General features: G+C 55.0%; 25 protein-coding genes. 6 read left to right on the plus strand and 19 right to left on the minus strand.

The features are described 5' to 3' along the window. Positions 1-2 precede the first annotated feature (2 nt). The gene (locus F5984_RS07090; protein WP_152123878.1) at positions 3-815 is read right to left on the minus strand and encodes a lysophospholipid acyltransferase family protein; all 813 of its coding nucleotides are present in this window, start codon (positions 813-815) and stop codon (positions 3-5) included. Between the two features lie 205 nt (positions 816-1,020). Here F5984_RS07090 and F5984_RS07095 point away from each other — a divergent pair, with 205 nt between their 5' ends. Further along, entirely contained in the window at positions 1,021-1,716 is a 696-nt protein-coding gene (locus F5984_RS07095; RefSeq protein WP_152123554.1) for a porin family protein, read from the plus strand. A 128-nt stretch (positions 1,717-1,844) separates the two neighbouring features. Here the strand turns inward: F5984_RS07095 and F5984_RS07100 are convergent, their stop codons facing one another. Continuing rightward, positions 1,845-3,944 carry a protein-disulfide reductase DsbD family protein gene (locus F5984_RS07100; RefSeq protein ID WP_152123555.1) on the minus strand — a complete coding sequence of 700 codons (2,100 nt, stop codon included), beginning with the start codon at positions 3,942-3,944 and terminating at the stop codon, positions 1,845-1,847. 181 nt (positions 3,945-4,125) lie between these two features. Continuing rightward, positions 4,126-4,959, minus strand: coding sequence for a phytanoyl-CoA dioxygenase family protein (locus F5984_RS07105; RefSeq protein WP_152123556.1), 834 nt, complete (start codon positions 4,957-4,959; stop codon positions 4,126-4,128). 204 nt (positions 4,960-5,163) lie between these two features. On the opposite strand from F5984_RS07105, the gene F5984_RS07110 reads away from it, so the two are divergent. The 4 genes from F5984_RS07110 (at position 5,164) to F5984_RS07125 (ending at position 8,794) form a co-directional block, all read left to right on the plus strand. Continuing rightward, complete coding sequence (locus tag F5984_RS07110; RefSeq protein ID WP_152123557.1) at positions 5,164-6,063, plus strand: helix-turn-helix domain-containing protein; 900 nt, start codon at positions 5,164-5,166, stop codon at positions 6,061-6,063. A gap of 167 nt (positions 6,064-6,230) precedes the next feature. Next, complete coding sequence (locus tag F5984_RS07115) at positions 6,231-7,541, plus strand: serine hydroxymethyltransferase (RefSeq protein WP_185155440.1); 1,311 nt, start codon at positions 6,231-6,233, stop codon at positions 7,539-7,541. A gap of 112 nt (positions 7,542-7,653) precedes the next feature. Then, entirely contained in the window at positions 7,654-8,571 is a 918-nt protein-coding gene (gene tatC / locus F5984_RS07120) for a twin-arginine translocase subunit TatC (protein WP_152123558.1), read from the plus strand. 1 nt (position 8,572) lies between these two features. Further along, the gene (locus tag F5984_RS07125) at positions 8,573-8,794 is read left to right on the plus strand and encodes a hypothetical protein (protein WP_185155441.1); all 222 of its coding nucleotides are present in this window, start codon (positions 8,573-8,575) and stop codon (positions 8,792-8,794) included. A gap of 89 nt (positions 8,795-8,883) precedes the next feature. Here F5984_RS07125 and F5984_RS07130 read toward each other — a convergent pair whose 3' ends face one another. The 16 genes from F5984_RS07130 to F5984_RS07210 all read right to left on the minus strand — a co-directional run bounded on the left by F5984_RS07130 (position 8,884) and on the right by F5984_RS07210 (position 25,075). Next, positions 8,884-10,359 carry a M20 family peptidase gene (locus tag F5984_RS07130; protein WP_152123559.1) on the minus strand — a complete coding sequence of 492 codons (1,476 nt, stop codon included), beginning with the start codon at positions 10,357-10,359 and terminating at the stop codon, positions 8,884-8,886. Then, positions 10,356-10,901: a GNAT family N-acetyltransferase gene (locus F5984_RS07135; protein WP_152123560.1), complete on the minus strand. Its 546-nt coding sequence runs from the start codon at positions 10,899-10,901 to the stop codon at positions 10,356-10,358. Before F5984_RS07135 ends, F5984_RS07130 begins: the two co-directional genes overlap by 4 nt. A 30-nt stretch (positions 10,902-10,931) precedes the next feature. Next, a complete protein-coding gene (locus F5984_RS07140; RefSeq protein WP_152123561.1) occupies positions 10,932-12,284 on the minus strand; it encodes a DUF58 domain-containing protein in 1,353 nt (450 codons plus the stop codon). 32 nt (positions 12,285-12,316) lie between these two features. Beyond that, positions 12,317-13,147, minus strand: a complete 831-nt coding sequence (locus F5984_RS07145) for a tetratricopeptide repeat protein (protein WP_152123562.1) — start codon at positions 13,145-13,147, stop codon at positions 12,317-12,319. After that, positions 13,147-14,250, minus strand: coding sequence for a hypothetical protein (locus F5984_RS07150; protein WP_152123563.1), 1,104 nt, complete (start codon positions 14,248-14,250; stop codon positions 13,147-13,149). Before F5984_RS07150 ends, F5984_RS07145 begins: the two co-directional genes overlap by 1 nt. Before the next feature lie 25 nt (positions 14,251-14,275). After that, positions 14,276-15,244, minus strand: coding sequence for an AAA family ATPase (locus tag F5984_RS07155; RefSeq protein WP_152123564.1), 969 nt, complete (start codon positions 15,242-15,244; stop codon positions 14,276-14,278). Positions 15,245-15,292: 48 nt separating this feature from the next. After that, positions 15,293-16,480 carry a DUF4350 domain-containing protein gene (locus tag F5984_RS07160; RefSeq protein WP_152123565.1) on the minus strand — a complete coding sequence of 396 codons (1,188 nt, stop codon included), beginning with the start codon at positions 16,478-16,480 and terminating at the stop codon, positions 15,293-15,295. Beyond that, positions 16,477-17,325: a DUF4129 domain-containing protein gene (locus F5984_RS07165; RefSeq protein ID WP_152123566.1), complete on the minus strand. Its 849-nt coding sequence runs from the start codon at positions 17,323-17,325 to the stop codon at positions 16,477-16,479. The genes F5984_RS07160 and F5984_RS07165 overlap by 4 nt, the downstream gene beginning before the upstream one ends. Beyond that, complete coding sequence (locus tag F5984_RS07170) at positions 17,309-18,151, minus strand: hypothetical protein (protein WP_152123567.1); 843 nt, start codon at positions 18,149-18,151, stop codon at positions 17,309-17,311. The genes F5984_RS07165 and F5984_RS07170 overlap by 17 nt, the downstream gene beginning before the upstream one ends. A gap of 62 nt (positions 18,152-18,213) precedes the next feature. After that, complete coding sequence (locus tag F5984_RS07175) at positions 18,214-19,158, minus strand: stage II sporulation protein M (protein WP_152123568.1); 945 nt, start codon at positions 19,156-19,158, stop codon at positions 18,214-18,216. A gap of 82 nt (positions 19,159-19,240) precedes the next feature. Continuing rightward, positions 19,241-20,677: a pyruvate kinase gene (gene pyk / locus F5984_RS07180; protein ID WP_152123569.1), complete on the minus strand. Its 1,437-nt coding sequence runs from the start codon at positions 20,675-20,677 to the stop codon at positions 19,241-19,243. Between the two features lie 92 nt (positions 20,678-20,769). Continuing rightward, entirely contained in the window at positions 20,770-21,798 is a 1,029-nt protein-coding gene (locus F5984_RS07185) for a methionine synthase (protein ID WP_152123570.1), read from the minus strand. Positions 21,799-22,099: 301 nt separating this feature from the next. Then, on the minus strand, positions 22,100-22,627 hold the full coding sequence (locus F5984_RS07190) for a GNAT family N-acetyltransferase (protein ID WP_152123571.1): 528 nt from the start codon (positions 22,625-22,627) through the stop codon (positions 22,100-22,102). A gap of 2 nt (positions 22,628-22,629) precedes the next feature. Further along, a complete protein-coding gene (locus F5984_RS07195; RefSeq protein ID WP_152123572.1) occupies positions 22,630-23,022 on the minus strand; it encodes a nuclear transport factor 2 family protein in 393 nt (130 codons plus the stop codon). A 9-nt stretch (positions 23,023-23,031) separates the two neighbouring features. Then, positions 23,032-23,826 carry a sugar isomerase domain-containing protein gene (locus tag F5984_RS07200; RefSeq protein ID WP_152123573.1) on the minus strand — a complete coding sequence of 265 codons (795 nt, stop codon included), beginning with the start codon at positions 23,824-23,826 and terminating at the stop codon, positions 23,032-23,034. A 346-nt stretch (positions 23,827-24,172) separates the two neighbouring features. Continuing rightward, a complete protein-coding gene (locus F5984_RS07210; RefSeq protein ID WP_152123574.1) occupies positions 24,173-25,075 on the minus strand; it encodes an ROK family protein in 903 nt (300 codons plus the stop codon). A gap of 231 nt (positions 25,076-25,306) precedes the next feature. Between F5984_RS07210 and F5984_RS07215 the strand changes: the two genes are divergently transcribed. After that, positions 25,307-26,542, plus strand: coding sequence for a M16 family metallopeptidase (locus tag F5984_RS07215; protein WP_152123575.1), 1,236 nt, complete (start codon positions 25,307-25,309; stop codon positions 26,540-26,542). Positions 26,543-26,734: the final 192 nt, after the last annotated feature.

The raw sequence follows: 26,734 nt of genomic DNA on the forward strand, positions 1-26,734 counted from the left end.
ACTCATTCGCGAGGGGCCACCCAATCGGGTACGTCCTGCTCGATAGCCGCCCGCACTTTAGCCACAATCTCATCCACTGAGTCGTTGGGGTCAATCTGAAGCGGGGGTTTGATCCGTACCGTCAGGAGGGTATTTCGCTTCTTGAACCGAAGTCCCTTTTTATCGAACGCCCGCCGGAACCCATTAATCACGATAGGCACTACAATGGGCTGGTTCTGCATAATCATGTGGGCCGTACCCTTGCGCACAGGGGCATACGGGCTGGTGGTCCCTTGCGGGAAACTTACCACCCAGCCATGAGCAAGCGCCTTGCCCACCTTCTCACCGGCTGAGGTATCTACTTCCCGTTTTACATCGCGCCCATCGGCCCGCCACGACCGCTCCACCGTGATAGCCCCGCCCATGCTGAACAGCCGGGCCAGAATCCCCTTTTTCATGGTTTCTGAAGCAGCCACGTAGTAGTTGCGGGCACGCGGCCCGAACAAATACATGGGCGGAAGCAGGGTGTTCTTAAAGCCCCATTTCACCGAACAGAAAATGTGGAAGAAAGCAATAACATCGGCAAAGTAAGTCTGGTGATTCGCCAGAAACAGCACGTTATTGATGGGTAAGTTCTCAATATTTTCCGTCCCCTCAATCTCAATTCGGTTCACCACCGTGTAGCGCGCGTAGGTAAACCAACCAATGGTTCCGATCAGGATTCGTTTCACCAACAACGAATTGCCAAACGGGTCGCACTCAAACAGGCCCAGCACATCGAGCAGGGCAAGCGGCTTGGGCAAATAACTGAATTTGGTTGGCTTAACGTATTTCATCATCAATGGGCTGTCGCGTAAAGTGTAAATATACAAGCCCTATACATTGTTTGTGAACGGGCTTGTATCGCACAAAGACAGAAAAAAAATTTCCTACCCGGTTAATCCTTTTCGCCTGGTGCTCGTCAAAGAACCAGAAACAGCCAGAAACACCCCATAAAACGGATTTCGCCTAACGGGGCTGGCACTAAAGAATCTGCTTCCCATGAAACGAATCGTACTCGCCTTTGCTGCGGCAATCGGCCTCTTCACCACCACTTCAACCTTTGCACAAGTACAGTTTGGCGTCCGGGGGGGCGCCCATTGGGGAACCGTCTCAAAACCCGCTCTTCTCGACAATTATTCGCCCAGCTTCCAGCTGTCGCCCGGCCCGCAGGGAGCCTTGTTTCTCGACATTCCGGTGAGCGAGCGCGTATCGTTCCGACCCGAACTGGGTTACTCACAAAAAGGATTGGTACTCCGCGAAAGCTTCTCGTTTGATGTATTAGGCGTACCTGTACCGCTGGGTGCCCGTATTGCCCTCCAAACCCGCAACATTGACCTGCCCCTGCTGGCCAAGATCAATCTGGCCAGTGCCGAAAGTTCGGTACAGCCGTATCTGATTGCTGGCCCAGCCGTGAGCTATGCCGCCGACAGCCGGGTGCGCGCCCGGGCTGAGGGTCTGTTCCGCACCCAACCGTTTGATTTGAATGTACCGCTCGGCGGGGTTATGAATCGCTGGGACGTAAGTGGCGTTGGTGGCCTGGGCCTGGCCTTTAATGCCGGTGCCGGACAATTTGTCCTCGAAGGTCGCTACGTGCATGGCCTCACCCGCCAGATCGAGGTACCTGTAGTGCAGCTGCCCGTTCGCAACCGCGGGGTTAGTGTATCACTCGGCTACTCGTTCCCGATTGGGCAGTAACCGCAAGTCTGAAATACAGCGTCGAAGTACGCTCTAAAGATTGTTTTTGTTGAACCTACGAACTGAATCAAAGAAGCCGGGCCACTTGGACCCGGCTTTCTTTTTTACCGAAATAGCTGTCTGATAAGTTACCCCTTTTCCGCAAACTTCGCTTTGCCCGCATCGAGGAACTTCGCGAAGTTATCCGCATTCAGATCGTAATTCTTCGGCCGAACCAGCAGGTTACCTTCGTGATCGACAAGGCAGTAGTGCGGCTGGGCGTTGTTGTTGTATTTCACAATCTGCAGATCGGCGTTTTGGGCACCAATTGTCTTTTTCTCTTTCTGATCGTAGGTTGAGGTGTACCACTCCGACGGTGGTAACTCGGTTTTATCGTCAACATACAGCGCTACCACCACGTAGTCGTTCTGAAGCCTCGACAGCACCGGGGCCTCTGACCATACGCGGGCTTCCATTTCTCGGCAATTAACACAGCCGTGCCCGGTGAAGTCGATAAATACCGGTTTGTTTACCGTTTTGGCGTAGGCCAAGGCTTCTTTATAATCGAAGAAACCATTCAGCCCGTGGGGTAGGCTAAATAATTGCCCATGCCGACGCGACGCACTCTGATTAGCCCCCAACTGCCCACTGCTACTGCCCGCTGCCCCTATTTTAAAGTCTTGGGAGGTTTCGGGGGGCAGGTAGCCCGCTAATGCTTTGAGCGGGGCGCCCCACAAACCCGGCACCATGTACACCACAAAGGCAAAGGTCAGAATAGCCAGCAATAGCCGGGGAACGCTTACCATCTTGGTTTCGCTGTCGTGCGGCAACCGAATTTTCCCGAGCAGGTAAAAGCCAATCAAGGCAAAAATCACGACCCAGAACGCCAGAAATACCTCCCGGTCGAGCAGGCCCCAGTGGTACACCTGATCGGCAATACTCAGGAATTTGAGGGCCAGGGCCAGCTCCAGAAAGCCCAGCACCACCTTAACCGAATTGAGCCAGCCACCCGATTTAGGCAGGCTCTTGAGCCACTGCGGAAACAAGGCGAACAGCGTGAACGGAATAGCAAACGCCGACGAGAAAGCTGCCATACCCACAATGGGTTTGATTACCTCGCCCCCCGCCGAAGCCACCAGCAGGCTACCCACAATAGGCCCCGTGCACGAAAACGAAACCAGCACCAGCGTGAAGGCCATAAACAGAATGCCCACTACCCCACCACGCTCAGCCTGTGCATCGGCCTTGTTGACCAGCGAACTGGGCAGCACAATCTCAAACAACCCCAGAAACGACAGACCGAACACAAAGAAGACGGCAAAAAACAAAACGTTGGGCAACCAGTGCGTACTCACAAAATTGGCAAAAGCCGGGCCGTTGATCCGCGACACGATGGTGCCAATGAGCACGTAAATGCCAATAATCGACAAACCATACAGCAGGGCTTTCCAGGCTCCCCCTTTCTGGTTGGTGAAAAAACTAACCGTCATCGGGATGATCGGGAATACGCAGGGGGTCAGCAAAGCTACCAAACCCGACAGGAAGGCCGTAAGCACAAACGCCCAGAGCGAGCCATCGGCGGCATCGGTTTCGGTGCCTTCTACCGCCGTAAGCGACTCAGTGGGGTCGGCCACAACAGGGGCCGCCGAGGGCCCCTCGGCATTGGGCACTGTAGCCGCCGTATCGGTTTCGGCTGAGGTAGGGGCTACGGCCGTAGCTGTTGTGATAGAAGCACTCAGTGGCTTGGTCGCCGTAGCACTGGCTGGGGCCGTAGCCGCTCCGGCCTGAACCGTCAGTTCGAACGGAGCATCGGCGGGGGGCAGGCAGGTTCCGTCTTTGGTTGAGCAGGTCGAGAAATTAATATTCCCGGCAATCACAGTTCCGGCCTTCTTGATCTTTACTTTTTGCAGAAACAGAGCCTCTTTGGTAAAGTATCGCACATTACCGGGCCATATTTCTTCGTATTTTTCTTTGGCACCTACGGGTGTAGCCTTACCCACTGCTTCACAATCGGCACTCGGGTTAATGGTAACAACGGCAATATTTGGCCCCAGATTTGGGTCAAAATCATTGGAGTACACGTACCAGCCATCGTCAATAACAGCTTTTATACGCACTGTCACAATGTCTCCCGCATTGGCGGTCGGCTTGTCGAGGCTAAACGACCAGGTGGCCGGATTTTTCTGAATTTGACCCAGCGATAAAAGAGGCAGTATCAAAAGCGCCCAGAGGGCTGGCAATGTCTTCATGGTTGGTGATTTGTAGGAGGTACAAGCCATACGCATTTCATAACACGTTCAATGCAAAATTATTTCCATTGAACGTGTAGCAAAAGTAAGACCATTGGGCACAGGTCCGGTTTTATCATAAAAAACACCGCCCGGAAAGCATTCCGGGCGGTGTATGCATTACCAACCTATGAAGTAACTGTTAATAGCTAAATAATACGGGATTCAGATAACTACTCGGTTTGCTACCTACCGGCGCGTTGTCGAGCCAGGCCGCCAAATCGGCCACTTGATAGCTGTTTCGAGGCTGCATAACCACCTGATCCTGATCCATGTAAATCATGGTCATTACTTTCCGGGGCCGGTCGGAGGTGTTAGGCCCCGCCCGGTGGAACGTCCAACCGGCATGATAGCTCACCTCGCCCAAGTCAAAGGGGGTGTCGTTCATCGGAAAATTTTGCCGTTGCAATTCGTCCGATAAAATCCGCTCGCTATCGTCACTGATTTCAATATCCCGCCCAATTTCAACATGCTGACTCCCTTCGGCAAAAGCCAAGGGTCCCATCTGCATGGGCGTTTCCTGCAACGGAATCCAGACCGTAATGGTCTTGGGCGAAGCCAAAGGCCAGTAAAACTGGTCGGCATGCCAGGGCGTAATCCCACCCGACGGCTCTTTGTACAAAGCCTGATCGTGGTAGAGCCGCACGCCGTTCACTTCCATCAGATCCGTAGCGATTTGGGCCAACCGGCGTGAAAACACAAACTCCTTTACCTCGTCGTCTTCGCGCCAGAGGTTCATGATCTGCAAAAAAGCCCGCTCATACGTAGTACGCTCCTCCATGGGCTTAGTGAGCGTATTGAGCCGAACAACCTGCTCACTGATAATAGACCCATAATACTCCAGCACGGCCGGACTCAACACCTGCTTGAGCTTTACATACCCTTTGGCACGATACGTCTCGATGGCTTCGGCTGGTACCGGATAGGGGGTGTTCAACTCCTCCAAAAGTGTCTGCTTATCAGTTTGAACAATCATACGTGTTTATTAGCCCGTCAAATTATACATTCTTCATTGATACGACAAATTTATTTGAACAATTCTAAGAAAATATTCCACCTATTTGCGCATTTATGTACGATCTTGACAAGCCCAAAAAAATATCCCTCTTTTGTACGTCAAAATGCTACAATCCATACCAGTTGGCTTCTGTGTGGCCATTCTGGTTGTTCCAACCCTGCCATGAAAGCACTTTTTGAAAAGGTTACGATTGGCGAGCAGAGCTCTCTGCTGGTAAAGCAGGTGCGCATGCCGCAGTTTGATGCACCCTGGCACTACCATCCGGAATACGAGCTGACCTGTATTATCCGAAGCAGCGGCAAACGGTTTGTGGGCGACCATATCGGGGCTTTTGATGCCGACGATCTGGTGCTGGTGGGGCCTAATTTGCCGCATTTCTGGCGCAACGATGACATGCTTCCGGCCGAGGCTCCGGCCGAAGCCGTTGTTGTTCAGTTTCCGGCTACGTTTGAAGATACCATCCTGAAACTATTGCCCGAGGCCGAAGCAATCTGCCAGATGCTCAAACGGGCACAGTACGGGCTGCGCTTTTCGGCGATAACGTCGGGGCGAGTCCGCCCACAGATGGAGCAGTTGCTTCACCGGCAGGGCATGGACCGGCTACTGGCTTTTCTGACGTTGCTCAACGAACTTAGCCGCGATACCGATTTTATGTTGCTGGCGAGCGATGGGTACCAACTCTCAGTCAGCGAGGCCGAAACCGAACGTATGAAACGGGTGCTCGACTATATGCTGAGTCATTTTAAGGGCGAAATCAGCATTGACCAGATTGCCTCGGTAGCAGGTATGGCACCTGCCGCCTTCTGCCGGTATTTCCGTCGGCGTACCAGCAAATCCTTTGTCGAATACCTCAACGAGCTCCGAATCAGCCACGCCCGCAAGCTACTGGCGCAGGCCGACCTGAGCGTGGGGCAGGTAGCCCTCGAATGCGGCTTCAACAATATTTCGCATTTCCACCGGCAGTTTCGGCTACATACCAATACCACCCCGCTCAAGTACCAGATTGCCGCCCGCAACCGGCTTCCCCGCCGTCAGCAGCCCGACAAGTGGCCAACATTGTGAGGTATTAGCCGGGTACCCAAACCAGACAGACCAAATTAACCATTAAATCTCCGGCCGATCTCGGATGCATCGTTCGCATACCTGCCCGAAAACCTTTATTTTTGTGGGCGATAGCCAGTTAATCGAGCAGACGTTTGGCTGCTCCTGCATCTTTTTCGCGTCCAACTATGATCACTGCAACGACCGCTAGCACCCGCGATGCGCAGGTATTTGACCTCATTGCCAAAGAACAGCACCGGCAAGAATCGGGTATTGAGCTGATTGCTTCCGAAAACTTCGTTTCGCCCGCCGTCATGGAAGCCGCCGGGAGCGTGCTTACCAACAAATACGCCGAGGGTTTGCCGGGCAAACGCTACTACGGTGGCTGTGAGGTAGTTGACCAGATCGAGCAACTGGCCATCGACCGGGTAAAAGAACTCTTCGGCGCTACCTGGGCCAACGTTCAACCCCACTCAGGTGCCAACGCCAACACGGCCGTTTTTCTGGCCTGCCTGCAACCGGGCGACACCATCCTGGGTTTCGACCTCTCGCACGGTGGTCACCTCACGCACGGCTCGCCCGTTAATATTTCGGGTAAGTATTTCCGGCCGACGTTCTACGGCGTGGAGCGTGAAACCGGCGTTATCAACTACGATAAAGTAGAAGAAACCGCCATGCGCGAGCGCCCCAAACTGATGATCTGTGGGGCCTCGGCCTACAGCCGCGATTGGGATTACGCCCGGCTCCGGGCTATTGCCGATCAGATTGGCGCCCTCCTGCTGGCGGATATCTCGCACCCATCGGGCCTGATTGCCAAGAAACTCCTCAATGACCCGTTTGATCATTGCCACATTGTTACCACCACCACGCACAAAACCCTCCGGGGGCCACGCGGTGGTCTGATCATGATGCGTAATGACTTCGAAAACCCGTTTGGCATCAAAACCCCCAAAGGCGAGCTGCGTCTGATGTCGTCGCTGCTCGATTCGGGTGTGTTCCCCGGTACGCAGGGCGGCCCGCTGGAGCACATCATTGCGGCCAAAGCCGTTGCGTTTGGCGAAGCGCTGAGCGACGAGTATGCTGAATACACCCAACAGGTGAAGGCCAACGCACAGGCCATGGCGCGGGCATTTGTAGACCGGGGTTACTCGATTATTTCAGGCGGTACCGATAACCACCTGATGCTCATCGACCTGCGCACGAAAGGAGGCAACGCCACCAACCTGACCGGGAAACTGGCCGAAAATACCCTGATTAAAGCCGATATCACGATCAATAAAAACATGGTTCCGTTCGACGACAAGTCGCCGATGGTTACCTCAGGGATGCGCGTTGGTACGGCCGCCATGACCACTCGGGGCATGAAAGAATCGGATATGGAGCAGATCGTCGTATATATCGACGAGGTGCTGATGAACCATGACAACGACAGCCGCCTTTCGTCCATTAAAGAGGAAATCAACGAATGGATGAAGGCCTTTCCGTTGTACCAAGGTTAATTAGCGAATGAGTGATTGAGTGAATGAGCGGGTTGGCGCACCAGCGAATGGCCCCCGAAGCCACTAATTTTCATTCACTCAATCACTCAATCACTCAATCACTCATTGTTAGATGCCACTCGACCAAGATTTCAACGAGTACCCGTACGACGAACCAACCCAGGAACCTCAGGAGGAGCCCCATGATGATGGGACCGAAATGTCGTTTCTGGAGCATCTGGAAGAACTCCGCTGGCACATAATTCGCGCACTGGCGGCCATTCTGGTATTCGGCCTGGTTGCGTTTATTTTTATCAAAGACATTTACCGGGTCGTGATTTTAGGACCCAGCCGACCCAACTTCTGGACATACCAGCAGATGTGTAAGCTGGCCGATTTTACGGGCTATGCCGACCTGTGCGTCAAGAAGCTGGATTTTAAATTGCAGGCCCTCGGCATGGCCGATCAGTTTACCATGAGCATCACCTCAGCGGTAATCATCGGGTTGTGCTTTGCCTTTCCGTACGCGTTCTGGGAGTTGTGGCGGTTTATTAAACCGGGCCTACGCTCCAGCGAACGGCGAGCCGCCCGGGGCGCTACGTTTTACGTGTCGATGCTGTTTTTGATGGGCCTTTTCTTCGGGTACTACATTGTATCGCCCCTGGCTATCAACTTTCTGGCCAATTACCAGCTCGACGAATCCATTCAGAACCAGTACGATATTACTTCGTACATCGGTACCCTGATTACGCTTTGCGTAGGTTGCGCCATTATGTTTCAAATGCCGGTGGTGGCCTTCGTACTCTCGAAAGTAGGCGTACTTACCCCATCGTTCATGCGGGCGTACCGGAAACACGCGTTCATCGTGATCCTGATTATTTCGGGTCTGATTACCCCTTCACCGGATATTTACAGTCAGGTGCTGGTTTCGTTGCCCTTAGCTATTTTGTATGAGGTAAGCATCTGGGTATCGGGTTCTATTGAGCGGGCTCGCTTGAAAGAGCTTGCCGAGAATACAAAGAACGACGTGCAGGATTCTGACTTTTCGTAGTATGTCAACATTCAATTTTCGCCAATACCATTACCGTTCCATCAACGCGGCTACCGACGAAGAACGGGCCGCTATTAATCAGGAACTGAAAGATTTGTACGCGTCACTGCCCGACGATCAGAAGGATGTTTTCAACACCGAGCTACAAAGCTTTCTGGCCAAGGAGATGGGGCGCCTGAAATCGAGTTACGAATCCATCAAAGGAACCGATACCGACAACTAGCCGGTTGGGGTTCGTCTTGTACGCCAACAAAAAACTCGAACGAGGTCTCGTTCGAGTTTTTTGTTTTTAATCACAGCAGAGTGCCTACCCTACTCATTACCCTCTTGCGTATTCTGGATGAGCGTTACGTAAAACCTGACCATATCGGCATAGTCTTTAACCGAAACCCGTTCGTTGGTACCGTGGGGTAGTTTCAGGGTCTCATCGGTCATCCGAATGGGCATAAACCGATACACATTAGGGCAAATACGCCGGTAAAAACGAGCATCGGTAGCGCCCAGCATCAGGTACGGAGCCACTACGGCTTCGGGAAACACCGCCCGGATGCTCCGGTGCAGCTGCCCAAACGCGGGGGCATCGGGGGCCGACAAGGGCGACGGGTTGTTAGGTTTTCCCAGCACCGTTACCGACACCCGCTCGTCGTCGATTACTTGTTTGACCCGCTCTGTAACAGTCTGCGCCGTTTCGCCGGGTAAAATCCGAAAATTGACGGTTACGGTAGCGTCAATCGGCAATACATTATCTTTTTGCCCGGCTCGCATAATGGTAGCCGCCGTTGTGGTGCGTTGGGTAGCATCGCCCGCGGTGGAGCCGCTCAAAATCTGTTTCACCACGGGCGCAAACAACCACACATTAGCAAACACCAGCCGGTTACCAAAACCCATTTCGGGGCCTACGTAACCAAAGAGTTGCTCAATACCAGCGTCGAGCCGGGCCGGAAACGGGTTTTGCTCCAGCTTAGCCACCGCAGCCGCTACAACCCCAATACTGGTTTGGCGGGGCGGCATCGACGAGTGCCCTCCCTCGCCCGTGGCGGTTAGCTCCAGACTGACGTAGCCTTTCTCGCCAATGCCCACCAAAGCCACGGGTTTTTCGAAGCCCGGAATCCCGTCCATTTTTACAGTGCCGCCTTCGTCAATGACCATAGCGGGCCGCACGCCCTGTTTTTCCAGCAAAGCCGCTATTGACTGGGCTCCGCGTTGCCCCAGCGTTTCTTCATCCTGCCCAAAGGCGAGCATCACGGTTCGGTCGGGTTGGTAGTTGATACCCAGCAGGTATTCCACCGCTTCGAGCAGGCCCATCACCGTTGTTTTATCATCAACCGTGCCGCGCCCGTACACGTAACCGCCCTCAATCTGCCCCGCAAAAGGCGGGCGTTTCCAGAGCCGTTCGGTACCCTGAATCACCGGCACCACATCGTAATGACCCAGTAGCAACACCGGAGGCAAGGCCGGGTTCTTGCCCGTCCAGGTGTAGAGCAACCCGTATTGATTGACCGTCTGGAGCGTGAGTCGGCTGTGGAGCCGGGGAAACTGCCGCCGAATAAGGGCAATAAACTTGTCGAACTGCGTGGTGTCGGTGAGCGAATAGTCGGTGTATGATACCGTGCGGTACCGGATAGCCTCGGCCAGCCGCGCAGCCGCCGAATCGGGCGAGAAACGGGTTAGCGCGGGGGCGGGGGGCACGTCGGTCAGTTGTTTCGACCCAAACCGGAACGTATTGACCAGCAACAGGGCCACCAGCACCAACAAGGCACCCGCCAGAATAGCGACTATTTTTTTCATGCATTCAGGGGTTTCAGCATCACGTAATCCTGCATCAGAAACCCGTTGCCAATGTCAATGTCCTCGGTTTTAGCGATGCCAAAGCCCAGACGTTCGTAAAATTGCACAGCCCGGTTCTGCCGATTCACGTTCAACACGAGGGCCGTATTACCCGCGGCCTGTGCCCGGCGGCCAACCTCCTCAATCAGCAACCGGCCAAGGCCCTGCCCCTGTGTTTGGGGCAGTAAATAGAGCTTATGAATCTTGGTGACTTTGGGCGAGAGGGCTGGCGTGGCCGTCTCCCCGAACGCATCGGCATGGCCGTAATCCAGCTCGTACGAAACGTAGCCCACCGGCTCGTCCGTGTCGGTTTCGGCGATTAGAAACACGTGGCCTTTCTGATTAACCTGCTCGGTTAGCGATGCCTGACTGTACATCCAGCCAAGCATGTATTCTATTTGATCGGCCGACAGAATCTCACCGAATGTGACGGGCCAGGTTTGGCGGGCAATATGTTCGATGGTCGGAAAATCGGAAGGTGTTGCAGCACGAATATGCGTCATTCTTCAAAAAGTTAGGAAACAACAAGGGGGTCAAATCATCCCCCGGGCTTTTAGTTCGAGGTACTTATTAACGGTGTTGGCGGTCAGGTTCTGCGGAGCCGTCAGGATGGTTTGAATGCCGTATTGCTGCAATTGCCGCACAATCTGCCGCTTTTCAAAGCTAAACTTCTCGCCAATGGTTTTCATGTACACCTCCTCGGTGGTCAGGGCGGGTTTGTCGAGCAGGCTCCGTAGTTCAGTATTCTCAAAAAAGACAACCAGCAGCAGGTGATCTTTGGCCATCCGGCGCAGATACGGCAACTGCCGGTTGAGGGCATTGGCGGTGTCGAAGTTAGTAAACAGCAGCAACAGGCTCCGTTGCCGAATGGTATGGCGCACCTTGAGGGTCAGCGATTCGTAATCGGTTTCCAGAAAGCCCGTTCGTTGCCGGTAGAGCAGTTCCAGAATTTTCTGAAGCTGCCCCGGCTTGCGTTCGGCGGGCAATACCTGATTCACCTCGTTGGCGAAGGTCAGAATACCGGCTCGGTCCTGTTTGAGCAGGGCAATGTTGCTCAACACCAAAGCCGCGTTGATGGCGTAGTCGAGCAGGGTGAGGCCCTCAAACGGAGCACGCATCACGCGGCCCTTGTCAATGAGGCAATACACCGGCTGTGAGCGTTCGTCCTGATAGGCATTCACCATCAGTTCGATACCGGCCGGGTTGGTTCGGCGGGCCGTAGCCCGGTGATTAACCGTTCGAATATCGTCGCCGGGTGTGTAGGGCCGCACCTGCTCAAACTCCATGCTGTGCCCAATTCGGCGGATTCGTTTGATGCCTACTTCGTTCAGGCGGTTGGTAGCGGCCAATAACTCGTACTGGCGCATCTGTAAAAACGATGGGTACACGGGCACCATCCGGTCGGCATCGAACCGAAACCGACGTTTGAGCAGTTGCAGGGGCGTCATTACAAACACGTTGAGCGCCCCAAACCGATACTCGCCCCGGCGGGTAGGCCGCAACTGATACCGAATCAATTGCGACTCTCGGGGACTCAGCGTAGCCCGAAACAAGACATCGCGCCGTTGGAACTGCACGGGTATTTCGTCGATTACCTCAACCGGTGTCCTGAACGGGTAGCGGCTTTCCAGAAAAATCGTCACCGGGTTCTCGTCGCCATTACTGAATCGGTCGGGGGCTTCGCGCCGGGCAAACAAAGCCTTTGCCGGGGTCGGCCGAAACAGCAGCAAAGCCTCAACAATCACCAACAACCCAAACACCACCAGGGCCACCTGCACTAACGGAAGCAACACGGGAAACGCATACGCCAACACAAACGCCACGGCAAACCCCAGCCAGGTAAGCCAGAACCGAATAGAGACGTACAAGGCACGGATAAAGGTCATAGAGCGGGCGGTAGCAGGTTTCGGGGCAGTAATCAGTTATTTAATTCGGCTTCAATATCTTCTTCCGTGACGGGGTTATTGGTGTCTTCGGGCTGGGTGATCCCTTTGACGCGGTTAGCCTGCCAGAAAAACTGCGCATCCTGTAAGGCCCGTCGGGCATCGGTCGGGCGACCCATCTGCCGGTACGCCCGAGCCTGATAAAAAAGCACCAATGGGCTTTCGGAGGTGGCGTTTTTGGCCGCCTGCTCCAAATCAGTCAACGCCTTATCGGGTTGTTGCAGAGCCAAATACGCAATGGCCCGGCTCACATACTGTTTGTAATTGACCCACTCGGCCCCGTGCTTTTTGGCGAGCGAGTCAATACCAATGCTGAACTCCCGGACCGCTTCGGCATGGTGCCCCAGGTTACGCTGGGCAAGACCTTTATGATAACTTACCGGATAAATACCGTCGGTATCGTCGAAGTCGGGCGTGAGCGCATCAAACGCATTGAGGTACCGGAGGGCCCGGTCGTAATCGTGGAGGGTGTAAAGGTACACACTGCCTGCGTTGCGGTACTGTTTCGGGTCGATTTGGGTACTTTTTTCGAGCAGTGCTACCCCGGTTTCGTAGTCGCCCTGGGCCACATACGCCATGGCTTTCCGGCTCAGGGTTTCGCCGGTAACGGCAGTTGTTGTATCGAGTCGGGCGAGCATTTTTTTAGGGCCAAATCCCCAATAAACGGCCTGCGTATTTCGGTTGAGGGTCAAAAGCAAGGCCAGTTCCACCGTCGAGTCACCCGGCCGAATCAGACCGGGTCGGCCACGCTGCGCGTATGCCAGTCCGGGCAAACACCCCAGCAAGACGAGTAGTATGGTTTTCATCAGAAGACGTCCGTAATCTGACCATTCGAAAGCCGAATGGTCAATGAAACATCGATATCGTATTGCCGATCGGGATCGCTAAACAGGCTACCCGGCAACTGACTATTGATCAGCGTTCGTAGCTGATCGGTTATTCGTTTATCAAACAGGCGCCGTTTGTAGTCGGCACTGTATTCCTGAAATTGCAATGGACCACGCTCGCCCTGGCAGTTTTGCACAAACGACACCCGAATCAGGCCCGTAGCATCGGGCGCATCGACAGGTTTGTACTGCTGCCGCAGCAGGGCGGTTGTTTTCCGCAGGGTTGCCGGTTTTACCGAAAACAAACCAAAGTTGGCCCGCATACAGTTGGCACAGGTCTGAAACCCCGTCGGGCCAAGGGGTTCGCCCGACCCTAAGGCCCGCACCCAACGGAGGGTTTCGTGGCAACTGTCGGGCCCCGAGCTGCCAACCAGCCGGATGGTACCCACCTCATTGCTCACCACCTGCCAGCACTCGCGCACATCGCCAGATTGCTGCCCAGCACTACCCCGAATGAGCAAAAACACCGACCCATCCAGTTCGAGCAACTGGGCATAATGAGCGGTTTGGGTCCGGGCTTGCCGATTCCGAAGGCCCACCCGCCCGTCGGCCGCAAACAGATACTCTACCCGGTCCGACTGCCATACCTGCCCTGCCAGCCGTTGCCACACCACCTGTTTATCCATTGGCACAGCCCGAAACCGCCGGAACGTTAGGGGTATCACCTGCCCAATACGTAGCTGATTACCCTGTAGTGTAACCAGCCCCGGTGCGTAGTGTGTGGTATCGAGCCGCAACACAGCCCCACTCAGCGACCACGTACCCGTTCGGGGTTCGTCGGCGTTATCAAGCCGACCTAGTTGCCAGGTGCTGTCGGCGCGCAGGTCCATATAGGCTACAAGCGGGCAAACACGATCCAGGTCGTACTCGATAGCCACCCCGATCCAGCGTCCGGTAAGAGCCTCACGCGTGAGGGGCTGGGCGGGCGCCAAAAAAGCCATCAACAGGCACCAGATAGCCCCCAAAACCGGTATTGGTTTTCTCCAGCTCGTCCGTAGCTCATCCGATTGTACCGTTTTCATTTGGTGTCACTGGGTATGCGTTCTCTTACCGGGGCACTTCAATACGCTCCACAATCTGCCCGATTACCTCGTCGGCGGTGCCGCCTTCCATCTCGCGTTCGGGCGTAAGCAGCACCCGGTGCCGGAGTACCGGGTAAGCTAGCTCCTGCACATCTTCGGGCGTCACAAAATCGCGGCCCCGCAGCGTTGCCAGGGCTTTGGCACTGTTGAGCAACGCCACCGACGCCCGGGGCGAGGCCCCCAGATATAACGATTTATTGGCTCGTGTGTCACGTACAATCTGCGCGATGTAGTGGAACAGATTGTCTTCCACGTGCACCCGTTGCACGCTGTCGCGCAACTGGGTCAATTGGTCGGCGGTGAGCACGGCCTGAACGGCAGCAATGGCATCGGTCAGGTGTCGGCGCTGATGGTGCCCGCGCAGAATAGCCACCTCATCGTCGGCTTCGGGGTAGTCGACCACGATTTTAAACAGAAATCGGTCGAGCTGAGCCTCGGGAAGCCGGTAAGTGCCCTCCTGCTCTACCGGGTTTTGGGTAGCCAGCACCATAAAAGGCGGGTCGAGCTGGTAGGTAGTGCCATCGTTGGTTACCTGCCGTTCTTCCATCACTTCAAACAGGGCGGCCTGCGTTTTGGCCGGGGCGCGGTTTATTTCGTCGATGAGTACGATGTTGGCGAACACGGGCCCCGGCCGAAACAGAAACTCCCCGGTTTTGGGCTGAAACACCGACGTGCCCAGCACATCGGAAGGCATCAGGTCGGGGGTGAACTGAATCCGGCTGAATTGCACCGAAATGGTTTTGGCCAGCAACTTGGCCGTGAGGGTTTTGGCCACACCGGGCACCCCTTCCAGCAGCACATGCCCATCGGCAAGGAGGGCCGTCAGGAGCAGGTCGAGCGTGTGCGATTGCCCAACGAGCACGTTGCCCACCTCGGCGCGGATGGTAGCGACCGTATCGGTCAGGCTTTGTAAATCAATGCGGGATTCGAACATATACGTAGTTAGTCGGAAGTCCAGACAAAAGGCAAGCAGAAAGGGCCATTAACCGGCTACCGCCTGCCGAAAGTTCTCAATTTTTCCGTTCAGAATCAGCACATCTTCTTCCGAAAGGGTTACGGTGCGCCGGGCCGCCTGCAACGCCTGTACAAGGTCTTGCGCGTCGGATACTTCAACGCCGGTCCGGCGGCTGAGGGCTTCGGCAAATTCAGCATCGAGCGTGGTAGTCACCAGCCCGTAGCGTTCGCGCAGATGAGCCAAAAAAAACTGAATCATCTTCTGCCCCAGGTGGTTATGGTCGCCCTGTTGGTAGTACACCCGCCCCACAGTCTGCACAAATTCAAGCGAGGTGTTGCGGGGCGGCTCCACCACCGGAATCACACGTTGGGTGCGCTTGCCCGCCAGCAAGGCGTACAGAATCAGCCCCACTACCAGCAGGTAATACGCCCACGTCAGGGCCGGCTGACTCAGTACATACCGGAAAACCGACTGCTCATCGTCGTCGAAGCGGCCCTGTTTCTGGTACTCGTCCCAATACGTCGGGCGGGCGGGCAGGTACGACAGCGCCTTGAACGCATAGTCGCTTGTTTTACGGTCCAGCACAAAGAAATTGGTCAGGGCCAACGGCAGGTTATGAATGTAAAAGAACCCTTTACCGTAGCGAATTCGGAGGTAGGTAGGCTCGTTGCGGCTGTTTCGGGCAAGCACTACTGTATTACGAGCATCTTTGGTAACGAGGTAGTTCCGCCCGTCGTCGTGAAAAAAATTGTACCCTCCGCGTTTTTGCAGGGCCGGATTGGTAAACTGATTGGTCAGCAGGGTGTCTTTGAGCCGGGGCGGCTTCACCAGAGCCCGGAAACCCAGTACCCGACCGAGGGTATCGGGGAAATAATAGGCCGACAAAAAGACCCCATTGCCCCGCGCCACATACCGGAGCAACTGCCGCACATCATTATCATCAAACCGGAGCGAGCGAGCCACAAATACGTAATTGCTGGGCGTTACCGGCTTCGACTCGGTCAGAAAATTGTACACGGGCAACCGCACGTTTTTTACTGAAGCCTGCCCCATGACCGAAGGCAGTAACTCGTACAAAGCCCGCGTACCGAACGGAATTTTGTCGGTGTTGCGGTACGAAGCCGACCAGTCGATGGGTTTAGGCCGGTAAAACTCAAACAGCCCGTAAGCCAGTACAAACGCCAGCAGAATAAAAAAGTAGCGGTTGAGTTTCATGAGCGGGCCGGATTTAAGGTGGGCAACTGGCGACCAAACAGGCCAAACTGCGCCTGAATCTGAGTAAACTGCTCGGTATCGACCGGGAAGTTGCCGTACCAGACGTACTCAAAATCGCGGGTGAGGTCGTTGAACGTAGGCGCAAACGGTTGCCCGGCCAGTTCATAAACGTACTGCTGATTGGTTTTGTCGGGCTTCCAGTCAATGAGTCGGCGGTCGGCCAGTTGTTTCAGGGCTTGCAGGTACAGCAGCCGTACGGCCAGCCGGTAGTTGCCTTTCTCGGTGGCAACTTCCAGCTCCTTCGCAAAGTCGATGCGGTGAATATCTTCGGTCAGGGTTTCGTAATCGAGCGTTGTTCCGCTGCCCCGGCCAGTCGACAAGAACCCCAAAAATTCGGCCTTCACGCCAAGGTACACCACCAGAGCCGCCACGGCCAGCAGAATAACATACCGCCAGAAATTCTGGTACGACGGACTGGCGAAAAACTCGCGCAGATTCCGGAAAAACCAGTTCAGCAGTTTACCGATGAAGCTTTCGGGCGGGGGTATATCCTCACCGTACTGGTAATCGCGGGCTTGCCGATATTCGTTGAGTTGCCCTTCGGTGGGATACCGTACGGCCGGAGCCGAGCGGTCGTCGGGGGCTTTTACCACTACCGTATCCGACGGGTTTTCGGGCACGCCATCCACAAAATACTCGTCCAGCTCGTCGGTTTCGGTGTCGCGTCGGCTGGTATCGGCTACCACCGTCGAGTCGGTCTCGGCCCGCTGCTGGGCAAACACAGGGTTACCCAGGCCCAACGCCAGGAGCGCACCATACAACACGAGTTTACGCATACCATTCATCGTCTGTGGGTGATGGAGCCGTTTCGGGCGCGGCCGTGCCGATGGTGTCAATGCGGGAAATGAGGCCGATGTGCTCCCGCTTTTCGACCAGATTCAGGTACTGAAAGCCTACTGCCAGCACTACCACCACCGAAAACAACAGCAGGGCCAGCACCAGCAAAGCCGCCAGAAATGCAAGAGCCAGCGGAGGCAGGGAGGGCAGTTGGAATACGCTGCGTACAATTTCCCAAAGGAAAGTGGGTACCACAATCAGGCTCAACAGAGACACGTACACCAGCCCCATCACCATCAGCAGCCCCAGCGTAGACCACCAGTTGTCCTGAATAAGCGTCATGCTCCGGCCCAGCGCATCGACCGCCCCCCGGTTTTCCAGAAACACAATGGGCAGCATGAGCGAGAGCGTAACGCCGAAATACACGCCCGGCACGAAGAAAAACACCGAGCCCAGCCCGTAAGCCAGTCCGTAGAGAGCAATGGCCACTACAGCCCGCCCAAATCCCCGGCGGACTTCGTACCAGACCGCCCCCACCCGCACCGGTGCCTCGCCCCGCCCGTACACGTTCATGTGCCCGTACGTGACCATCGGCACCAGCCAAAACGCCAGCAGGTAAGCCCCGAAACTGAGTAACGACGCCCGGTTGAATATCCCAAACAGACTGCCCCGCACCGATGATTCGCTCAGCCCATCCGCAATGCCTGCTACCAGCACCACCGGCCCGGCAATGTACAACAAGGCCAGCCCCAGACTGCGAAAATGCTGCACGAGGTAGCGAAATGTAGCGTTGATTTTCGCGCCAAAATCGCGCTGCTGATAAAGCTGCATCATAACAGTGAACAGTGGCAGTAAGCAGTGGCAGTGGGCAGTTTGGCTTGCGTCAGCCCCACTGCTTACTGCTCACTACCACTATTTAGTTTTATAGGGTACCAGACAAAATACCAGCCAATAAACCCGGCTGATACCGCGATGATGGCCGCACTGACTACCGGTGGCAGCGTGAGCCGGGTCACGTAGCTCTCGAGGAAACCCGCCACCACAAAAATCGGGATCAGGCCGATGGCGATTTTCAGGCCCTGTTTGGCCCCCCGTTTGAACGATTCGAGTCGGGAGTACGTCCCCGGAAACAGAATACTGTTGCCCACGGTCAGACCCGCGCACCCGGCAATGACAATGGCCGAAATTTCGAGGGTGCCGTGAATCCAGATTTTCAGTACCGACTCCAGCAAGAGGCCACGCTCGTAAAAGAAATACTGAAAAGCGCCCAGCATCACGCCGTTGTAAAACAGAATAACGATGGTACCGAACGACGCCATTACCCCTGCTACAAACGTTCGGAGCGATACCCCAATATTATTTGCCGTAATGGCCAGAAACATGGTGGCCCCGTCTTCGCGGCCGTACACACCCAGAGGATCGCCTTTTTTGATATTTTCGAGGGTCATGTTTACGTAGCCGTCGCCCAGAATAAGGCGTACAAACGTATTGTCATTGGCCGCCGACAGCCAGCCTACCGCACAAGCGAGCCCAAAAAACACCGCCGACACCAGCAGCAACCGGTGCGACTGCCGGAACAGCATAGGTAACTCACGCGTCCAGAACAGCACAAACCGGTTCTGATCTTCGCGTTTGTTCTGCATCAGGCCCCGGTGCATGCGGCCGGCTACACTGTTAAGGTACTTGGTGATGTTAGAATCGGGGTAGAACGTCCGCGCGTACGAAAGGTCGTCGGTCAGTTCAATGTACCGGTCGGTGAGTTCGTCGGGGTCGGTGGTTGGATTTTCTTCGTACGAGCGCCACTTTTCGGTGTTGCGCCGTATAAAAGCTGCTTCGCGCATGAGGCCACAGTTAAGCAGTCAAGATACAAAAAAACCTGCAAGCTCTTACGAACTGGCAGGTTTTGTATTCGGCTGAAAACCGTTAGTCAACTACGCTCAGCTTCACCGTATTGGTTTTGCTACGCTTAGCCAACGGCATACTCAGGGTATTGATAAAAATATCGCCGGTTTCGAGGGCTCCCTGCTCCATCAGCACATCCTTAATCTTATCCACGGTCTGATCAATCGTGCTGTCGGTGTCAGGTGCATACGGCAGTACCTGAACCCCCCAGTACAACCCAAGCTGATTCCGCAGACGCGCATCAGGCGAGAAAATGTACAGGTCGGCCTTGGGGCGGTGGTGCGACAACCGGTAGGCCGTGTACCCCGAGGTGGTAATCCCGATTACGGCTTTGGCTTTGGTATCGCGGGCCAGTCGGCAAGCGCTCATCACCACGTTGTCGTTCAGGAGATTTTCAGTCGGCTCCTCGTTGACGTGGGCGTGGTACCGGAAATAGATTTTGTCGGTCGATGCCTCTACCTGACGAATGGTGTTGGCCATGCTCTCAACGGCCAGAATCGGGTACTTGCCCGATGCTGTTTCGGCGCTGAGCATCACGGCATCGGCTCCGTCGAGTACCGAGTTGGCAATGTCATTGATTTCGGCGCGGGTGGGGCGGGGCGCATCAATCATGCTTTCGAGCATCTGCGTGGCCACAATCACCGGCTTAGCCGCCCGGTTACACTTTTCTACCAGCATTTTCTGGATCATAGGCACCTCTTCGGCCGGGAGTTCTACACCCAGGTCACCACGGGCTACCATCAGGCCGTCGGTAGCGGCTACAATCTCATCAATGTTGGCAATGGCTTCGGGCTTCTCGATTTTGGCAATCACGCGCGACTTTTTGCCTTTCGACCGAATGTATTCTTTGATTTCGAGAATCTCGGAGGCCTCGCGCACAAACGAGAGGGCAATCCACTCCACGTCGTTTTCGAGACCAAACTCCAGGTCGGCCCAGTCTTTTTCGGTCACCGCCGGCATCGACACCTTCGTGTTGGGCAGGTTTACGCCTTTCTTCGACTTCATGGGGCCTCCGTAAACCACCTCTGTGATCACGTCGGTACCCTGTGTTTCGATTACGCGCACTTCCAGCTTGCCGTCGTCCATCAGGATTCGCTCGCCGGGGTGAACGTCTTTGTACATATCCTTGTAGGGTGTACTCACGCGTTCGGTATTCCCGATAATATCATCGTTGGTAAACGTCAGCCGGCTTCCCGGCAGCAACATCACGCCATCTTTATTCTCGACGTTACCGATCCGGATTTTGGGTCCCTGCAAATCCTGCAAAATGCACAGGTTCAGGTTGTACTCCTCATTCAGTTCGCGAATACGTTTAACGCGTTCTAAGTGATCTTCGTGGGTTCCGTGGGAAAAATTCAGACGAAAAACATTTACTCCGGCTTTTGCCAGCGCCAGCAACTGATCTTTCGCTTCGGAAGCCGGGCCAACAGTGGCAACAATCTTGGTTTTCTTGGACATGAGGACGCTATGCTTGGGTCGATTTCACCAACAACGGGGACAAAAATAACCGTATAGCCGTAAATGAACGCGAAAATTTTGCAAAGAGCCGATTATAACGAAGCCCGAACGAGTTTAGCGCCCGCTACCATGTTGGTTAATTTCTGCTTTGCGGCCCAGCGCGCCGTCTGACTAAGGCCGCAATCGGGCGCTACAGCCAACTTATCGGCAGGTACGTACCGGAGGCACTGCCGGATACGCCCAGCCACATCGTCGGGGGTTTCGATGTAATAACTTTTTACGTCGATGACCCCCACGGCCACGTCGAACCGTTCGGCAAACCGCTCCAGCAGGTGTATTTCCGAGAAGTTCAGAATGGTCATCTCCGAGTGCAACTCATCGACGGTCATATCCAGAAAATCGGGCAGCATGGGCGCGATGGTCTTTTTCCCCACCGACCGGCCTTTGTAATTGCCAAAGCAGAGGTGCATAGACAGGCGGGTTTTGCCCACACCCGGCGCCACCGTCCGGTTGAAAATATCGACAAACCGTTTGGTGTCTTCGCGGTAAGCGTAACACGACATCGACGGCTCATCGACGCAGATTTCGGGAACACCCAGCGCCACAAGGTCTTCAATTTCTTTGCGTACCAGCGGCAGCAGAGCCTCGGTTACGTCCCAGCGGTCTTTATAATGATGCCCCGGCAGCAGCCGACCGCTGAGCGTGTATGGCCCCGGAATAGACACCTTAACGCCCTGCCCGGCAGGCGCGAGTCGTTTCAGGCGCTCATATTCTTCTACTACACCCAACCCGCGCGGGGCCGTAAGCGGCTCCACAATATTGTGCTTACCGCGCTGATCGTGGGCGGGCGGGCCAAACCGGCGCAACTCGGTATCGTTGTTCTGAATGCCCCGGATATAGCCGTAAAACGACAGGTTAAAGTCGAACCGGGTTTGTTCGCCATCCGTAATGACATCGAGTCCGGCCGATACCTGATCGTGAATCGACGCAATCACGGCATCTTCAATCATCTCCTGAATGTCGGCCGGGCCGAAGGCGTTCAGATTCTGACTCGCAAACTCGAGCCAGCCAGGAAACGGCATGGAGCCTACTACGGTTGTTTTGATGGGTACAAGTTGCAAGGTGTTTGGGGTTTAGGGATTGAAAACCATTTCAACTCGTCAAGCTCGTCAATGGCTTTGGTTAACGGATTACCCTGTTGATTATACACAAGAGCCCATTTGCTACCCAGATGCGTAAACAACAGCGTCAACGCATCGAAGGCTCTAAAGTGATTGTCAAGATTCAGTACTGGACATTAGATGTTGGACATTAGACGTTAGACTTATTACCATTCTGTAGGGAGGTCTAACGTCTAATGTCCAACATCTAATGTCCAGTACTGAGTTGTCAAGATACCATTTTGGTACAAAGACCACAAGGTCAACGTTGTTGGGATGCTCCGTTTTTGTTGCAAAGCTCCCACCAGAGTAGCTCCTCCGTTTTCTCTACAAACCGAAAACCGGCCTTCTGCAACACCCGTTGCGACGCCAGGTTGTCGGCATCGGTATCGGCCATCACGCGCAACACACGCGGTTGGGCAAATGCCCACTCCAGGAGGCCACGCACCATCTCGGTCATATAGCCCTGTCCCTGAAAAGCCGGGTACGTGCCATAGCCAATTTCGACGGTGCCGGTTTCGTCGGGCTCACCTTTAAATTTGGCATCGGCCACAATCTGCTGGCGGTCGCGGTCAACCGCAATCCAGATGGTGTGGAAAAGCGGATCGAGGGCGGGGTCTTTCAGGCGGGGCACCGTAAAATGCGTGATTACGGACAGCAGTGGCTCGGTCACTTCGCGGTGGCCGGGTTGCAATCCGAGCGACGCTTCGAGCCGGGTACTATCGGCTACGTGTAGTTGAAGCTGCTGGAGAGTGAGCGGCCGAATGGTCAGTCGTGGGGTTTGGATCATACTCAGTACACGAACCACACCCGCCGGATCAGTCCGTTTTTCACTTCGTAAATAGCCGTTGCCCGTACCTCGCGGTCGCCCCGGCCGGTCACTTTTTCCTGATCAATCACGGTATTCCCCTGCACAATCCGGCCCAATAAAGCCGCGTAATTATTCGGGTTGTTTTTGAACAGTTCGCCGTACGACTTTTCGAGGGCGGCCTTACCCTGCATCTGTAACTTGTTGGGGAATCGGTAAATCTCGATGCTATCGGCATAGGTAGCCACAAAAGCCGCCAGATTCTGCGCGTTATACGCTTCGAGCTGCCGTTGCACCACTTTTTCGGGAGCCTCCTGCTGAGCGTGGAGGGCAGGTGTCTGCCCCAGTAGGCAGACAATAAAGAATACGTATTTCATGGAGTAAAATTAAGAACCACTCACATAACTCGGCACACCCACCTGCGCGTAGAGTTTGGCCAGCCGGTGAGCATGTTCGTCGTAAGCGGCTTCGAACAGTTCAACGGCCCGGTCGGCCCCAACCACGGCACCGGCCGTAAGCACACGGGGCGGGTGCCCGGCTTCCGTAAGCAAACGGGCCACTTCGGCCTTAATGGCATTCACAATCACGGCACCACCTACCGTACTACCGGGCGCCACGGGGGTGTCGAGACCGGGCACCTGCACCATGGCATCGCCCACGGGCGCGCCCGTGTCGAGAATCAGGTCGGCAAAGTCGCTTAGTTTCTTCCCATCGGCCCGCTTGCTGGTACTTTGGGCAGCATGGTCTTTGGTGATGAGGGCCACTACTTTCACCCCCCGCTGCTGGAATAACTCGGCCATCTCAATGGGCACCACATTGCAGCCCGACGATGAAATAACCAGCGCGGTGTCTCTTTCCGAGAGGTCGAAGTTGCGCAGGATGCGGTCAGCGAGGCCGGGTACATTTTCGAGAAACATCGCCTGCCGTTGCCCGTTGGCCCCTACCACGAGGTTGTGAAACGTGAGCGACAACTCCACAATGGGGTTGAACCCCGGAAACGAGCCATACCGAGGCCACATTTCCTCGACCATAATCCGGCTGTGCCCCGACCCAAACACGTGTACCATGCGGCCGGCAAGTATGGTATCGGCAAAGAGCCGGGCAGCCTGCTCGATCTGGGATTGTTGAGCCTCAACGGTGTCGAGAATGGCTCTGCATTTTTGTAGATAACTGGTAATCATGGCGTTTAAAGGAAACACGAATTGAACGGATTGCACCGATCTAAACGGATTTGTTCAGAGAGATTGGTATCGATTTTCAAAAAGTTTGCGACGGATTTGGGGCTTCCTGCCGAAATTAAGCCGTGGTCTTATTACGAGATCAGCGAAATAAGAACCTACTCGTTCTGTTTTATAGAACACATTGATCGCCGGCTGGGTCTCACCTGTACAGTATGGAGTGTCAATTCGTTTGAATTAGCCAATAGAACGCGGATGACGCCGATCAGACAAATGTCCGCAGATCACGTTTATCAATCCGCGAAAATGAGCTTAATCCGTGTCATCCGCGTGCCAACCCCCTCGCTCTTCAAAACTCCATACCCTGAATAGCGAAGCTGGCGGCACCGATAGCCCCGGCCATATCGCCAAACTGCGCCAGCCGGATAGGCGTTGTGTGGCCACCCGGCCGCCATTCGTACTGCTCCATGAACGTGGCCAACGGAAGCAACAGGTTATCTTCGGCCTGCGTGATGCCTCCGCCCAACACCACCATATCGGGCGAGAAACAGTTAATAAGCGAACTCAGCCCAATAGCCAGTTTACGCACCGAACTGAGCCAAACCCACTGCGCCAGGTAATCGCCCTGTTTGTAGGCTTCGAGCAGCTGGTACGTACTATTGAACCGGCCCAACGACCGCAGTTCGACCGTGGCGTTGCCGATGGCATCTTCGAGGCTGCCGGGCACCCCCGTAATATCGCGCTCACCATCAGCGTCGACCGTAATGTGCCCCAAATGGCCCGCTTTCTGAAAATTACCCTGATACAATTTTCCATCGATCAGAATGCCCCCGCCTACCCCCGTACCGAGCGTGAGCATAATCACATTGGGCAACCCCTTGGCTACCCCAAAGCGACTTTCGGCCAGCAAAGCCGCGTGGGCATCGTTGACCACCCGCACCGACGTGTTCAGAAAATGACCCCAATGAAAGTTTTCGAGGCCCTGCAACCGGCCCGGCATGCAGGCAATGGCATCGTTGGTCGCGTTGGGTAGCCCCGGTGCCGATAAGCCAACGGCCCGCACCTGCGCGTGGGCGTGCAGTGCCGTAGCCTCCTGCCGCAACGCCCCCACCGAGTCGCGAACCGAGTCTTTCCAGTCTTTTTCACCGGTGGTAGGCTGGTAAAGCTGTTTCAGGATTTCGCCCGTTTCGAGGTTCATCAGCACACCTTTAATCCAGGTGCCACCCAAATCGATACCAATTGCTGTTTGCATGGGGGAGGTTTGTGGTTTTTCCGTGTAGGGTTCAATGGTTGGTAAGCACTTTCATTTGGGTACATACCCATCATTTAGGGCAATTGGGGCAAGTATCGGGGCTTTGGCCCACCCGGATTGTGTTTCGCTTCGGAAATTTTTAGCGCCGGTTTGGGGTTGTTACAAGACGGCAGAAGCCCAACGGGTAACGAATATTTCCCGAACCCGGCACGGTCGACCTGATTCTACAGAATGGAAGATTACGAACTACACACGCTGCCCAACGGCATCCGTATTGTCCATAAACAAATACTCCACACCCAGATTGCTCACTGCGGTATCATGCTCGACATTGGTAGCCGCGACGAAACGCCCGAACAGCAGGGATTGGCGCATTTTTGGGAACACATGGCGTTTAAGGGCACCGAAAAACGGCGGTCGCACCACATCATTAACCGGCTCGAAAACGTGGGTGGGGAACTGAATGCCTACACCACCAAGGAGAAAGTCTGTTTTCACGCGTCGGTGCTGGGGCTGCACTTCGAAAAAGCTACTGAACTGCTGGCCGATATTGCTTTCCACTCGGTATTTCCCGAAAAACAGATTGAGCGCGAGCGGGGTGTCATTCTGGAAGAGATGGCGATGTATTACGACTCGCCCGAAGACGCCCTGCAAGACGATTTTGACCAGCTTGTGTTCCAGAATCATGCCCTCGGCAGCAATATTCTGGGCACCCCCGACACCGTAAACTCCTTCACGCGCGATGCCCTGCAAGGGTTCATTGCCGATAATTTCGATACCGAACGGATTGTGTTTGCCTCGGTCAGCAACGACCCCTTCACGAAGGTGGTGCGGATGGCCAGCAAATACCTGGCCGATGTGCCCCACCGCAAAACCACCCGGCAACGGCAACCGCCCGGTAGCTACACGCCCCAACGGCAAACCGTGGAGCGGCCCATTACGCAGGCCCAGTGCGCCCTCGGCCGACCGGCTTTTTCGCTCTCCGACCCTAAGCGGCTCCCGTTTTTTATGCTCGTTAACCTGCTGGGTGGGCCGGGCATGAACTCGCGACTGAATATGAACCTGCGCGAAAAATTTGGGCTTGTGTACAGTATCGACGCCAGCTTTACGCCCTACATTGACACCGGTTTTCTGGGCATCTATTTCGGCACCGACCCGAAAAAAGTAGACCGGGCCCACGCGCTCATCCTGAAAGAGATGCAGCAACTGCGCGACAAACCCCTCACCACACTCCAGCTACACCAGACCAAAGAGCAGCTGATGGGTCAGTTGGCGATGGCCGAAGAGAGCAACCAGAGCTTTATGCTCATGATGGCCAAGAGTATTCTGGATATCGGCCGGGTGGAGTCGCTACCCGATATTTTTGCGGAAATCAAAGCCGTTACGGCCGATGAGTTGCAGGCCATTGCGCAGGAGACCCTCCTCCCTGAGCAAATGAGCTACCTCACGTTCATGCCCGAAAAATAGGTCATCTGACCGCTATTGACCGGGTCGGTATCCGACTTCGGTGCAGGACAAGTTTATTTTTTAGACCGCCCGGCGGCCCGGAGGATTACAGGATATATAGGATTTTCTTCTATAAAAATAATCCTGTATATCCTGTAATCCTGTCGAAGAAAGCTTTCATCGGGCTTATCACAAAGAACTTGTCCTACACCT

Origin of the sequence: Rudanella paleaurantiibacter (assembly GCF_009184635.1) — a bacterium.
GTDB classification, from domain to species: domain Bacteria; phylum Bacteroidota; class Bacteroidia; order Cytophagales; family Spirosomataceae; genus Rudanella; species Rudanella paleaurantiibacter.

Coding starts and splice junctions, on each gene's coding strand:
- F5984_RS07165 (WP_152123566.1), bottom strand. CDS start 17,325: ATGAATGGTATGCGTAAACTCGTGTTGTATGGTGCGCTCCTGGCGTTG.
- F5984_RS07190 (WP_152123571.1), bottom strand. CDS start 22,627: ATGATCCAAACCCCACGACTGACCATTCGGCCGCTCACTCTCCAGCAG.
- F5984_RS07105 (WP_152123556.1), bottom strand. CDS start 4,959: ATGATTGTTCAAACTGATAAGCAGACACTTTTGGAGGAGTTGAACACC.
- F5984_RS07100 (WP_152123555.1), bottom strand. CDS start 3,944: ATGAAGACATTGCCAGCCCTCTGGGCGCTTTTGATACTGCCTCTTTTA.
- F5984_RS07200 (WP_152123573.1), bottom strand. CDS start 23,826: ATGATTACCAGTTATCTACAAAAATGCAGAGCCATTCTCGACACCGTT.
- F5984_RS07135 (WP_152123560.1), bottom strand. CDS start 10,901: ATGACGCATATTCGTGCTGCAACACCTTCCGATTTTCCGACCATCGAA.
- F5984_RS07150 (WP_152123563.1), bottom strand. CDS start 14,250: ATGAAAACGGTACAATCGGATGAGCTACGGACGAGCTGGAGAAAACCA.
- pyk (WP_152123569.1), bottom strand. CDS start 20,677: ATGTCCAAGAAAACCAAGATTGTTGCCACTGTTGGCCCGGCTTCCGAA.
- F5984_RS07090 (WP_152123878.1), bottom strand. CDS start 815: ATGAAATACGTTAAGCCAACCAAATTCAGTTATTTGCCCAAGCCGCTT.
- F5984_RS07215 (WP_152123575.1), top strand. CDS start 25,307: ATGGAAGATTACGAACTACACACGCTGCCCAACGGCATCCGTATTGTC.
- F5984_RS07195 (WP_152123572.1), bottom strand. CDS start 23,022: ATGAAATACGTATTCTTTATTGTCTGCCTACTGGGGCAGACACCTGCC.
- F5984_RS07125 (WP_185155441.1), top strand. CDS start 8,573: ATGTCAACATTCAATTTTCGCCAATACCATTACCGTTCCATCAACGCG.
- F5984_RS07175 (WP_152123568.1), bottom strand. CDS start 19,158: ATGCGCGAAGCAGCTTTTATACGGCGCAACACCGAAAAGTGGCGCTCG.
- F5984_RS07170 (WP_152123567.1), bottom strand. CDS start 18,151: ATGATGCAGCTTTATCAGCAGCGCGATTTTGGCGCGAAAATCAACGCT.
- F5984_RS07210 (WP_152123574.1), bottom strand. CDS start 25,075: ATGCAAACAGCAATTGGTATCGATTTGGGTGGCACCTGGATTAAAGGT.
- F5984_RS07160 (WP_152123565.1), bottom strand. CDS start 16,480: ATGAAACTCAACCGCTACTTTTTTATTCTGCTGGCGTTTGTACTGGCT.
- F5984_RS07140 (WP_152123561.1), bottom strand. CDS start 12,284: ATGACCTTTATCCGTGCCTTGTACGTCTCTATTCGGTTCTGGCTTACC.
- F5984_RS07115 (WP_185155440.1), top strand. CDS start 6,231: ATGATCACTGCAACGACCGCTAGCACCCGCGATGCGCAGGTATTTGAC.
- F5984_RS07110 (WP_152123557.1), top strand. CDS start 5,164: ATGAAAGCACTTTTTGAAAAGGTTACGATTGGCGAGCAGAGCTCTCTG.
- F5984_RS07145 (WP_152123562.1), bottom strand. CDS start 13,147: ATGAAAACCATACTACTCGTCTTGCTGGGGTGTTTGCCCGGACTGGCA.
- tatC (WP_152123558.1), top strand. CDS start 7,654: ATGCCACTCGACCAAGATTTCAACGAGTACCCGTACGACGAACCAACC.
- F5984_RS07155 (WP_152123564.1), bottom strand. CDS start 15,244: ATGTTCGAATCCCGCATTGATTTACAAAGCCTGACCGATACGGTCGCT.
- F5984_RS07130 (WP_152123559.1), bottom strand. CDS start 10,359: ATGAAAAAAATAGTCGCTATTCTGGCGGGTGCCTTGTTGGTGCTGGTG.
- F5984_RS07095 (WP_152123554.1), top strand. CDS start 1,021: ATGAAACGAATCGTACTCGCCTTTGCTGCGGCAATCGGCCTCTTCACC.